Genomic DNA, 10,438 nt, shown 5'->3' with positions numbered 1-10,438 from the left:
TCACCCACGATGCCCACGCTGACCTTCTTGGTCAGGCCGATCCGGTCGGGGTTGATGTCGACCTGGATGATCTTGGCGTCGGCCGGCCAGTATTCCATGCCATAGCCGGGCAGGGTCGAGAACGGGTTCAGGCGGGTGCCGAGGCACAGCACCACGTCGGCCTCGCTGATCAGCTCCATCCCGGCTTTCGAACCGTTGTAGCCCAGCGGACCGGCAAACAGAGGGTGGCTGCCGGGGAAGGCGTCGTTGTGCTGATAGCCGACGCAGACCGGCGCATCCAGACGCTCGGCCAGTGCTTTCGAGGCCTCGATCCCGCCTTTGGACAGAACCACGCCGGCACCGTTCAGGATCACCGGGTTCTTGGCGTTCGACAGCAGTTCAGCCGCCTGCGCCACGGCGGTTTCGCCGCCCGCGGGGCGTTCGAAATCGACGATGGCGGGCAGATCAACATCGATCACCTGGGTCCAGAAATCACGCGGGATGTTGATCTGGGCCGGGGCGCTGGCGCGCTTAGCTTTCATGATCACGCGGTTCAGAACTTCGGTGACACGGGTCGGATCGCGGACCTCTTCCTGATAGGCGACCATGTCTTCGAACAGCTTCATCTGCTCGACTTCCTGGAAACCGCCCTGACCGATGGTCTTGTTCGCCGCCTGCGGCGTCACCAGCAGCAGCGGGGTGTGGTTCCAGTAGGCCGTCTTCACCGCCGTCACGAAGTTGGTGATGCCCGGGCCGTTCTGCGCGATCATCATCGACATCTTGCCGGTGGCGCGGGTATAGCCGTCGGCCATCATCCCCGCACTGCCTTCATGCGCACAGTCCCAGAACATGATCCCGGCCTTCGGGAACAAGTCCGAGATCGGCATCATCGCAGATCCAATGATCCCGAACGCATGCTCGATCCCGTGCATCTGCAAAACCTTAACAAACGCCTCTTCCGTCGTCATCTTCATGTGGGTGCTCTCCAAACAAGAGTGAGTGAAACCGGGCACTGTGCCCGGCGTTTGATATGGTTTTGGCGCAAGGGTGCGACCTGCGTTAGGGCCAAAACGAAAGCCGGATTAGGTCCAGATGAGGCTTAAACGGCCCGAATTGCATCTGCGATCAGTTTCACGCCGGGCGCGATGCGGTCAGTTGGAATTGAAGAGTAGCCAAGTCGATAGAAATTCTGTGGCCTGTCCGGTCCCGAGAAGAACGGTGCGCCGGGCTCAATGTGAACACCCTGGTTTTGCAGTCTTAATGCCAGTTGAGTTGTGTCGACATGCTCCGGGGCTGACATCCACATTGAAGAGCCGCCGATCACACCCCGCCCAGCCACGGTCAGCCCACTTTCCGCGATGGCTTTGTCCATCGCGTCGCGCCGCTCCTGCAAGGCCTTCGACATACGCCGAATTTGCGCGTCGTAGTGGCCCAACGACAGGAAATACGCCGCCGTGCGTTGAATGTGGCCTGGTGGGTGGCGCAGGACCAATGAGCGCAGCGCACGTGCCTCGCGGATAAAAGGTTCCGAGCCGACCATGTACCCGAGTCGCAGCCCTGGAAACAGCGACTTGGAAAAACTGCCGACATAGATCACGCGGCCATCCCGGTCCATGGATTTCAGCGCCGGCGAAGGCGCACCCCGAAAGGCCATCTCAAACTCGTAATCATCCTCGACGACCATCGCGTCGAGTTCGCGTGCTCGATCCAGCAATTGGTTGCGGCGGTCGATCGGCATCGTCGCGGTCGTCGGGCTTTGATGGCTGGGGGTGGTAAAGATGACGTCCGCTTCGTCGGGAATCGCCTCGGGAGGCAGACCGTCCCGGTCCACGCTCAAGGGCGTGACCGCGCAGTCCCAATGGTTCAGAAGGCTGCGCAGCGCATAGTAACATGGGTCTTCTATGACGGCCGTGCGATTGTGGGTCAGCAAGATGCGCGATGCCAGCCAGAGCGCGTTCTGCGCGCCCAGAGTGATCAAGATCTCTTCGGGGCGGGCCGCGATGCCACGGCGTGGTAGAGTGTGACGGGCAATAAACTCGATCAACAACGGATCATCCAGATCCACGTAATCTCCGGTCAGTGAATCGAAATCTTTATGCCCCAGCGCGCGGACGGCGCATAACCTCCAATTGGCGTGGTCAAACAAGGTTCGGTCAGCCTGCCCGTAGATGAACGGGTAACGGTACTCTCGCCAGTCGCTGGGTTTTGGCAGAACGTCGCTGTCCAGAAAGCGGCGTGCCAGTGCCTTGTCCCAGTCGACGGATTCGGTGCCGCGCTGGACAGGTGAATACTTGGGGGGGACAGGAGCGTTTTGCGAAACGTAGTACCCGGACCGCCCCTTGGCCGTCAGGTAGTCATTGGCCAACAGTTCGGTGTAGGCCAATGTCACCGTTATTCGGCTGACCCCCAGATGCGCGGCCAGTTTGCGTGACGAAGGGAGTTTTTCTCCGACGTGAAAGCGACCCGACAAGATGCCTTCGGCAATCATCTGCTGGATCTGGGCCTGCAATGTGCCCTGACCATTGAGTTCAAGAAAGAATGTATCGACCGAAATCCCCATGCCTGCTTATAGGGTGGACTTAAGGATGGGGCAATCTGGACTTACATCGCAGTCACGAATTTTTGTCAGCAGGGTTGACCGAAGATCTCCTTCGAGCTAAATAACTAGAAATCTAGTTTAGTGGAGATTATGGATGTGGGAAGCTGCTGCTGCCGGGTTTTCTGCCATGGGCTCTGAAGCCCGGCTGAAAGTCCTGAAGACGCTGGTCCGGGCTGGCAAAGCCGGATTGACCGTTGGCGAGATACAGGACCGGACAGGGATTGCCCCGTCGACACTGGCCCATCACCTGCGGTTTCTTGCGGCCGGTGGTGTGGTCGAACAGGAAAAGGTCGGTCGCACCACGATCAACCGCGCCAGTTACGACGAATTGAGAAATCTTGCGCAATTCATTCTCAGCGAGTGTTGCGCCGACGAAGTTGGAAAGGCTGCGAACGATGGCTGAGTTGACACAGAACCCGCGCATGACTGCCAAAGGGGTACTGGACCTGATCAAGACGCCCTGGACGCTGATCGTCGTCATTCTTGCGGCAGTGGCAATCCTGGATCCCGGAAACTTGACCGGGGTGGTGACATTCGCTGCCAAGGCTCTGGCGCATACAGGGCAATATATTCTGTTTGCAGTGCTTCTGCTGTCTTACCTCAAGGCGACCGGCGCAGAGGTGATGGTGGCGCGTGCCTTTGAAGGTCGTGAGACCCGGATGATCTTTCTGGCTGCATTGTTCGGTGGTCTTGCACCGTTCTGTTCTTGCGAGGTTATCCCCTTTATCGCGGGTCTTCTGGCCCTTGGTGCGCCGTTGTCCGCAGTCATGGCGTTCTGGCTCAGCTCACCCTTGATCGATCCGCCGACGCTTTTGATTACCGCCGGTGCTCTGGGATGGCCCTTTGCCATCGGCAAGGCTGTCGCTGCGGTTGCGCTTGGCCTGTTCGGTGGGTTCGCGGTTCGGTTGCTGATGCGCAAAGGTGCGTTTGCCCAGCCTTTGCGCGAATACAAGCCCGCCGGATGCTGCGGGTGTGGTCCGAAAATGGACGACAAACCTGTCTGGAAATTCTGGCAGGAGCCCGAGCGCCGCGTCCGGTTCCGTTCGGAATTCGTGCACAACGGTCTGTTCCTGTTGAAATGGCTTGCGCTGGCCTATGTGCTTGAGGCTCTGCTGGTTAACTATGTGCCTGCCGACCTGATCGCCGGCGTGGTCGGCGGCGAGGGCGTGCTGCCGATCATCGTTGCTGCGCTGGTGGGTATGCCGGCATACCTGAACTCGTACGTGGCGCCGCCTTTGCTGGCAGGGTTGATGGAGCAAGGTATGACGGCGGGTGCTGCCATGTCGTTCATGGTTGCCGGTGCTGTCAGTTCCATCCCGGCGATGGCCGCGGTCTGGTCATTGGTCAAACCACGCGTCTTTGCAGCCTATCTGACCCTGGGCGTCGGTGGCGCAATCGTGGCTGGTATCATCTTTCAATTGGTATGAACGCAAAAGCCGCCCGGTGTCACATCGGGCGGCTTTGTTCTTTCGGTTCAGGCGATCAACTGCCGTCGCAGTGACGCGGCAATTTGAACCGGTATCGGGCTTCTCCGCTTTCGACATATACGCGCTTTTCGATACAGGCCGTCGTGCCCACTGTCTGCGAAATCTGCGCATCCGTGGACGTAATCGATGTGGCGGAACCATCCGGCAAGCGGACCGATGCCACGACGCCATTCTTCAGGTCTCCGTTCACCGGAGTTGCAGACAGTACCGGGACGGTCAGGAACGCCTCATGCTCGTGTTCGCCTTCATCCCCCAGCAGGAACAATGTCGTGACGATGGCAATCATGACAACGCCGCCGGCCAGACCAAGCCCCCACGTTTTCAGAAAGGCATAGATTGTGACGGCGCGATGCGGGCCAAGAACCGCAGATAGAACGTTCAGCATGGCAAGTCCGTGAAAAAAGCCCCAGCCGAAATGGCCGAGGCTGTTTGCGTGTTATGTGCGAGGATCTTCTTCGTCTTCGTCATCCGCCCCACCCTTGGGCAGGTTGAAGAAGCTGTCTGCGTCGAGGATCGGCTCGTCGTCTTTCTCGTCCGACGGCTCGTCGGACAGCGAGAAGGTTTCCAGACCTTCAATTGCGGTCGGGATCTTCGGCGCTGCGTCCATTTCCAGCGACTGCTCGGTCGACACCAGCTTGCGACGTTCGTCATCGCTCATCACGCCGCCTTCAGCCGCTTTCTTGGCCGCCGCTTTCTGCACGGCGGTGTCCAGTTCGGACTGTTTGCACAGACCCAGAGCAACAGGATCAATCGGCTGCATGTTGGCGATGTTCCAGTGCGTGCGTTCGCGGATCGACTGGATGGTGGGCTTGGTGGTGCCTACCAGCTTGGCAATCTGGCCGTCGCTGAGTTCCGGATGGAACTTGACCAGCCACAGGATCGAGTTCGGACGGTCCTGACGCTTGGACAAAGGCGTATAGCGCGGACCACGACGCTTTTCCTCGCCAGCGGCCGACGGGTTGAACTTGAGCTTCAGCTTGTGAAGCGGGTTGTTCTGCGCCGCGTCGATCTCTTCCTGGGTCAGCTGGTTGTTGGCGATCGGGTCAAAGCCTTTGACGCCGGCGGCGACGTCGCCATCAGCGATACCCTGCACTTCCAACTCGTGCATTCCTACGAAATCCGCGATCTGCTTGAAGCTGATCGTGGTGTTGTCCACCAGCCATACGGCGGTTGCCTTGGCCATAAGCGGTTTTGCCATCAGCCCGTCTCCTATACATACATCTGTCCCGTCGCCGGAATTCGGCGGCCCCTTGGTTTTTGGGGCAGGTTTCCGTTGTCGGGGAACTTGGCCCGTATATAGTCGCGCAAAGGCAAGAAGGGAAGAGGCGAATGCGCCAAGGGATTATGGGGCTGGTTTTGTGGGTCTTAAGTGCGATGGCTGCGCTGGCCGAGGGCGAAAAGGCGGGCGAGTTCGACTACTACGTTCTGTCGCTCAGCTGGTCGCCCAACTGGTGCGCGCGCGAAGGTGACGCGCGCGGCTCGGATCAATGTGACGATCGGCATGATCACGGCTGGATACTGCACGGGCTATGGCCACAGTTCCATCAGGGCTGGCCGTCCTACTGCCGTACCCCCGCAAGCCCACCTTCGCGACGCATGACGCGGGAAATGGAGGACATACAGGGCAGTTCCGGCCTTGCTTGGCATCAATGGAAGAAACACGGCACATGCTCGGGATTGTCGGCATCCAACTACTTTGCCTTGTCCCGGCGGGCTTATGAAGCGGTCAAGCGCCCTGAGGTGTTCCGCAAGCTGGATTCGTCCGTCAAACTGCCGGCTTCGGTGGTCGAGGAGGCATTCCTGAAGGCCAACCCGGAATTGGAGCGCGACATGATCACGATCACCTGCAAACAGGGCTATATCGAAGAGGTCCGCCTGTGCCTGTCGCGCGATCTTGACCCCGTACCCTGCGGTCGGGATGTGATCCGCGACTGCACAGCCAAGGACGCGCTGTTCGATCCGATTCGCTAAAGCTTTTTGTTCTGACAGTCCCGCGCATAATCCAGCGCCTTGGCGGTCCCTTTTAGGTCAATGGCCATCACCACCTCACCTGCCGGATTGTAGACTGTCATTGTCTTGTTCTGGGCGATGGCGTTCACGAAACTCCGGTCGGTGAAAAACACGGTTGCGCCCGGCACGTCACGTTCGTTGAACCCGATGGCCGTTGCATCATAGCTTTTGCCGTCCAGATCGAACCGGATCGGATAACTCTCACCCTGTTTAATGTCGCCCCAGGCTTTGTTGTAGACGGCGAAATACCCACGATTGCCCAGCGCGTCATAGCCCAGTCGCACGACTGAGAGATCCTGATACACCGTCTGGATCAGGCACCCGTTGCCAAGTGCGGGGTCCATCATGATGTTCCAGCCTTCGACGTAGCCTTTGTCGATCAGCTCTTGTGAAAGGGCGGCGGTTGCGGTGAAGGCGGCGAAGGTAAGGGCTAGAAGGCGGGTCATAGCACATCCACAAATCAGACAATCTATTAATGTCATTGTAAATTGTCGTAGAAGTTAGACAATCTGTTAATTTCCAAGGGGCTGTGTCAGGTCTCGTCGCCGTTGGAACAAATCTCAAGTCTCAGGTTAACAATTGCCTGGTTTGGAACGTCTTCTGAATTCAGCGACCCTCCAACAGCTAACCATTCGGAGTATTCAGGGTTAATGCAATCAACGTATAGAACGCCGAAAAAATCGCCATACTTACCTTCACCGCGAACATAGACGTGCCTGTCTGTTTGTTCATCATATCTTTTGTCTTCCGGAATAGCGCTCCACCATTGTTTGTATGGCGGCGGTAGATCGTGGGTGTCTTCGTATAAGTAGAGAGTTTCAGCGGCAATGGGCGAGGAGAAAGCAGCAACAATTGCAACAAACGCTAAGTGTTTCATCGTGTTTGATAATCCGTCAAATTAACAGAAAGCAACTCATCCAATAACTATACCGCTGTCAAGGTGGGTACCGCGATATTTGAGCGAGCGCTGTGCGCTGTGCAGGCGACGACTGACGCAAAAGCCGCGCGAACAAAAAGAACCAGGAAATAGAACTACAGTTCCTTTCGCGCCCGCAGCGCCGCTGTAATCGTTCCGTCATCCAGATAATCCAGCTCGCCCCCAATCGGCACGCCCTGCGCCAGCGAAGTCAGGCGCACCTGTCCTTCCAACTGATCGGCGATGTAATGCGCGGTGGTCTGGCCGTCGACTGTCGCGTTCAGCGCCAATATGACCTCGGTGATACCCTCGGCTGTCACCCGATCCCTGAGGCGGGGAATGCGCAGTTCGTCCGGCCCGACCCCATCCAGCGCCGACAGCGTGCCGCCCAGAACGTGGTAGCGGCCTTTGAAGACCCCGGCGCGCTCCATCGCCCACAGATCGGCCACGTCTTCGACCACGCACAGCTCGCCGGTTGCGCGGGCCTCATCGTTGCAGATATCGCAGATATCGGTGGTGCCCACGTTGCCGCAATTCAGGCATTCGCGGGCGGTGATCGCGACCTGCTGCATGGCATCAGACAGGGGCGTCAGCAGCAGGGCACGTTTGCGGATCAGGTGCAGAACGGCGCGGCGGGCCGAGCGGGGGCCGAGGCCGGGCAGCTTGGCCATCAGGTCGATCAGGTTGTCGATGTCGCTGTTCGAACTCATGGCCAATCCTGTCTTGCGCCGGAGGGAGCCTCCGGCGGGAGTATTTTGGAAAAGATGAAGCTCAGAACGGCAGTTTGATGTCTGCGGGCAAGCCCATGCTTTCGGTCAGCTTGGCCATTTCTTCCTGCGAACGTTCGGCTGCCTTGGTCTGGGCATCCTTGATGGCGGCCAGGATCAGGTCTTCGACCACTTCCTTGTCATCGCCGTTGAAGATGGATGGGTCGATATCCAGACCTTTGAGTTCACCCTTGGCTGTCGCCGTTGCCTTGACAAGGCCTGCACCGGATTCGCCGACAACCATCATGTTGTTCAGCTCTTCCTGCATCTCGGTCATCTTGGTTTGCAGGTCCTGCGCGGATTTCATCATCTTGGCCATGTCGCCCAGACCGCCAAGCCCGCCGAGTCCTTTCAGCATAGTATTCTCCTGTGTCTCCGTTTGCGCTCTAGATACGGGCAGCAGCCACATGGCACAAGGGTTCTCCCGCCGGTGGGTGGCTCAACCGTTACGGCCGGCATGTTGACCGGCGCAGGCGCCAGCAGGAACCTACCGCCCATCTGCGACGCCAGATTTGCCAGCAGGCCCGACAAGCGCAGATCGTCCTTGGCGCGCATTTGGTCTGCAACCGAGAGTGATTGAATGGGGCACAGAAACTCGGGGCGGGGTTCGAATGGCCAGGGAGCACCCGGATCAGAGTTGTCACGGGTCACCTTCCGCTGGCCGATGTCGCAACAAACGATCTGAGACATGCAGGCAGAGGGGATATGCGCACAAGTCCCTGCCTCGCATCAAGGGTGGATGTGTTCGATTGAAACCGGGGGGAAGGGCGGCGCGGGGTCAATCTTCCTCGAACGGGTCCCACTCGTCTTCAACCTCGGGAAGCGCTTCGGTCTCGACCTTGGCGGCGCGTTGTTCCGGCGTTTCGATATTGGTGATTCTCGCCTTGGGGAATTGCGCCAGCACAGCCTGAACCAAAGGGTGTTGTTCAGCCTCGGACTTCAGTGCCAGCTCGGCTTCGTCCCGTATTTCTGCAATTGTGGGGGCTTCTCCGTCCGAGACGATCGAGACAGCCCACCGGTTTCCTGTCCAGCGTTGCAAGGCAGAGCCCAGCCGTGGAGCCAGATCCGCCGGTGCCTGGGCGGCGGGTGTGAATTCGATTCGCCCGGGTTGATAGGAGACGAGGCGCACGCCGTTTTCCACCTCGACCAGCAGCTTCACGTCGCGATTGGTCCGGATCAGTTCGACCACGTGGTCGAAGGTCGGGTACCGCGCGAGGGCCGTTTGGGTATCCTGCGCCAAGGCTGCAACCGGCGCACCACCGGCACCGCGAGAGGGCGATGCGAAGGCAGGCGGATGGGCCGCGCCAGCCGGCGCCGGACCGGCGTCCGGTCGGGAAATCGAAACGCCGCCATTGGGCCCGCCCGGCGGCAGTGGCGGGGTATCCTGCAATCGCTTGATCAGTTCTTCGGGACTGGGCAAATCAGCCACATGAGTCAGGCGGATAACGGCCATTTCAGCGGCCATCATGGCGTTGGGGGCAGCCGAGACTTCCTCGAGCGCCTTCAGCAGCATTTGCCACATCCGGGTCAGGACCCGCATCGGCAGAGCCTCGGCCATCTGTTGGCCCCGGGTCCGTTCGTCCGGAGAAACCGTCGGGTCCTGCGCCGCGTCAGGCGTGATCTTCACGACGGACACCCAATGCGTGATCTCGGCCAGATCGCGCAGCACCGCCAGCGGGTCCGCGCCTTCGGCGTATTGGCCGCTCAACTCGGTAAGTGCACCGGCGGCATCGCCGCGCAGGATCATATCCATAAGGTCCAGAACCCGGCCACGGTCTGCCAGTCCAAGCATTGCACGGACCTGATCGGCGGTCGTCTCGCCAGCCCCGTGCGAAATCGCCTGATCCAGCAACGAGGTCGCATCCCGGGCCGATCCTTCCGCTGCTCGGGTGATCAGCGCCAGCGCGTCTTCGGCGATCTGGGCGTTTTCCGATTCGGCGATCTTGCGCAGCAGGCCAATCATGTCTTCGGGCTCGATCCGGCGCAGGTCGAAGCGCTGGCAGCGGGACAGCACAGTGACAGGCACTTTGCGGATTTCAGTGGTCGCGAAGATGAACTTCACATGCGCGGGCGGTTCTTCCAACGTCTTGAGCAGCGCGTTGAAGGCGCTGGTCGAGAGCATGTGGACCTCGTCGATGATATAAATCTTGTAACGCGCGCTGGCGGCGCGATAGCGCACGCTGTCGATGATCTCGCGGATATCGTTGACGCCTGTGCGGCTGGCGGCGTCCATCTCCATCACGTCGACATGGCGGCCTTCCATGATGGCGACACAATGTTCGCACTGACCGCAGGGTTCGGTTGTGGGGCCGCCGGTTCCGTCCGGACCGATGCAATTCATGCCCTTAGCGATGATCCTCGCGGTCGTGGTTTTGCCGGTGCCACGAATGCCAGTCATGATGAAGGCCTGCGCGATCCGATCGGCCGCGAACGCGTTTTTCAGGGTGCGCACCATGGCATCCTGACCCACCAGATCGGCAAAGGTTTCCGGGCGATATTTGCGGGCGAGAACCTGATAGGCGGGGCTGGAGCTGTCTGTCATGTCTTCTCGTTGGGATTCGGGGCTTGGGCACAGCGTAGTGGCCACCGTTGCCCGCGTCCACAGCGTGGTGTGATGATTTTTGTTTTAGAAACGAGTCGCTTTCGCACTAAACTGCGTTAGCAGATTTAATGACTCATT

12 protein-coding genes are annotated in these 10,438 nt (G+C 59.3%); 3 read left to right on the top strand and 9 right to left on the bottom strand.

Annotated features, from left to right (window positions below):
* Both AC2FF8_RS19470 and pdxR read right to left on the bottom strand, forming a co-directional pair.
* A partial coding sequence (locus tag AC2FF8_RS19470; RefSeq protein WP_496880506.1) for a thiamine pyrophosphate-binding protein occupies nucleotides 1–953 on the bottom strand: 953 nt, incomplete at its 3' end.
* A 125-nt stretch (nucleotides 954–1,078) separates the two neighbouring features.
* Nucleotides 1,079–2,539 carry a MocR-like pyridoxine biosynthesis transcription factor PdxR gene (gene pdxR / locus AC2FF8_RS19465; protein WP_171725098.1) on the bottom strand — a complete coding sequence of 487 codons (1,461 nt, stop codon included), beginning with the start codon at nucleotides 2,537–2,539 and terminating at the stop codon, nucleotides 1,079–1,081.
* 133 nt (nucleotides 2,540–2,672) lie between these two features.
* Here pdxR and AC2FF8_RS19460 point away from each other — a divergent pair, with 133 nt between their 5' ends.
* Nucleotides 2,673–2,981, top strand: coding sequence for an ArsR/SmtB family transcription factor (locus AC2FF8_RS19460; RefSeq protein WP_170347301.1), 309 nt, complete (start codon nucleotides 2,673–2,675; stop codon nucleotides 2,979–2,981).
* Nucleotides 2,974–4,005, top strand: coding sequence for a permease (locus AC2FF8_RS19455; RefSeq protein ID WP_496880505.1), 1,032 nt, complete (start codon nucleotides 2,974–2,976; stop codon nucleotides 4,003–4,005). The genes AC2FF8_RS19460 and AC2FF8_RS19455 overlap by 8 nt, the downstream gene beginning before the upstream one ends.
* A gap of 55 nt (nucleotides 4,006–4,060) precedes the next feature.
* Here AC2FF8_RS19455 and AC2FF8_RS19450 read toward each other — a convergent pair whose 3' ends face one another.
* Together AC2FF8_RS19450 and AC2FF8_RS19445 are read right to left on the bottom strand one after the other, a co-directional pair.
* A complete protein-coding gene (locus tag AC2FF8_RS19450; protein ID WP_496880504.1) occupies nucleotides 4,061–4,450 on the bottom strand; it encodes a hypothetical protein in 390 nt (129 codons plus the stop codon).
* Nucleotides 4,451–4,501: 51 nt separating this feature from the next.
* Complete coding sequence (locus AC2FF8_RS19445) at nucleotides 4,502–5,263, bottom strand: DUF1013 domain-containing protein (protein ID WP_209835527.1); 762 nt, start codon at nucleotides 5,261–5,263, stop codon at nucleotides 4,502–4,504.
* Between the two features lie 131 nt (nucleotides 5,264–5,394).
* Here AC2FF8_RS19445 and AC2FF8_RS19440 point away from each other — a divergent pair, with 131 nt between their 5' ends.
* Entirely contained in the window at nucleotides 5,395–6,036 is a 642-nt protein-coding gene (locus AC2FF8_RS19440) for a ribonuclease T2 family protein (protein WP_496880503.1), read from the top strand.
* Here the strand turns inward: AC2FF8_RS19440 and AC2FF8_RS19435 are convergent.
* From AC2FF8_RS19435 to AC2FF8_RS19415, 5 genes are all read right to left on the bottom strand, one after another.
* Nucleotides 6,033–6,521 carry a hypothetical protein gene (locus tag AC2FF8_RS19435; RefSeq protein WP_496880502.1) on the bottom strand — a complete coding sequence of 163 codons (489 nt, stop codon included), beginning with the start codon at nucleotides 6,519–6,521 and terminating at the stop codon, nucleotides 6,033–6,035. The genes AC2FF8_RS19440 and AC2FF8_RS19435 overlap by 4 nt on opposite strands.
* Before the next feature lie 86 nt (nucleotides 6,522–6,607).
* Nucleotides 6,608–6,952, bottom strand: a complete 345-nt coding sequence (locus AC2FF8_RS19430; RefSeq protein WP_496874026.1) for a hypothetical protein — start codon at nucleotides 6,950–6,952, stop codon at nucleotides 6,608–6,610.
* A gap of 155 nt (nucleotides 6,953–7,107) precedes the next feature.
* Nucleotides 7,108–7,701 carry a recombination mediator RecR gene (gene recR, locus AC2FF8_RS19425; protein WP_496880501.1) on the bottom strand — a complete coding sequence of 198 codons (594 nt, stop codon included), beginning with the start codon at nucleotides 7,699–7,701 and terminating at the stop codon, nucleotides 7,108–7,110.
* 61 nt (nucleotides 7,702–7,762) lie between these two features.
* The gene (locus AC2FF8_RS19420) at nucleotides 7,763–8,116 is read right to left on the bottom strand and encodes a YbaB/EbfC family nucleoid-associated protein (protein ID WP_170347293.1); all 354 of its coding nucleotides are present in this window, start codon (nucleotides 8,114–8,116) and stop codon (nucleotides 7,763–7,765) included.
* Nucleotides 8,117–8,536: 420 nt separating this feature from the next.
* Nucleotides 8,537–10,300, bottom strand: coding sequence for a DNA polymerase III subunit gamma/tau (locus AC2FF8_RS19415; RefSeq protein ID WP_496880500.1), 1,764 nt, complete (start codon nucleotides 10,298–10,300; stop codon nucleotides 8,537–8,539).
* Nucleotides 10,301–10,438 lie beyond the last annotated feature (138 nt).

The organism is Ruegeria sp. YTSA144 (assembly GCF_059610125.1).
The sequence above is the reverse complement of the archived record's forward strand: the minus strand, read 5'-3'. Positions and strand labels throughout refer to the sequence as shown.

Coding starts and splice junctions, on each gene's coding strand:
- pdxR (WP_171725098.1), bottom strand. CDS start 2,539: ATGGGGATTTCGGTCGATACATTCTTTCTTGAACTCAATGGTCAGGGC.
- AC2FF8_RS19460 (WP_170347301.1), top strand. CDS start 2,673: ATGTGGGAAGCTGCTGCTGCCGGGTTTTCTGCCATGGGCTCTGAAGCC.
- AC2FF8_RS19455 (WP_496880505.1), top strand. CDS start 2,974: ATGGCTGAGTTGACACAGAACCCGCGCATGACTGCCAAAGGGGTACTG.
- AC2FF8_RS19450 (WP_496880504.1), bottom strand. CDS start 4,450: ATGCTGAACGTTCTATCTGCGGTTCTTGGCCCGCATCGCGCCGTCACA.
- AC2FF8_RS19445 (WP_209835527.1), bottom strand. CDS start 5,263: ATGGCAAAACCGCTTATGGCCAAGGCAACCGCCGTATGGCTGGTGGAC.
- AC2FF8_RS19440 (WP_496880503.1), top strand. CDS start 5,395: ATGCGCCAAGGGATTATGGGGCTGGTTTTGTGGGTCTTAAGTGCGATG.
- AC2FF8_RS19435 (WP_496880502.1), bottom strand. CDS start 6,521: ATGACCCGCCTTCTAGCCCTTACCTTCGCCGCCTTCACCGCAACCGCC.
- AC2FF8_RS19430 (WP_496874026.1), bottom strand. CDS start 6,952: ATGAAACACTTAGCGTTTGTTGCAATTGTTGCTGCTTTCTCCTCGCCC.
- recR (WP_496880501.1), bottom strand. CDS start 7,701: ATGAGTTCGAACAGCGACATCGACAACCTGATCGACCTGATGGCCAAG.
- AC2FF8_RS19420 (WP_170347293.1), bottom strand. CDS start 8,116: ATGCTGAAAGGACTCGGCGGGCTTGGCGGTCTGGGCGACATGGCCAAG.
- AC2FF8_RS19415 (WP_496880500.1), bottom strand. CDS start 10,300: ATGACAGACAGCTCCAGCCCCGCCTATCAGGTTCTCGCCCGCAAATAT.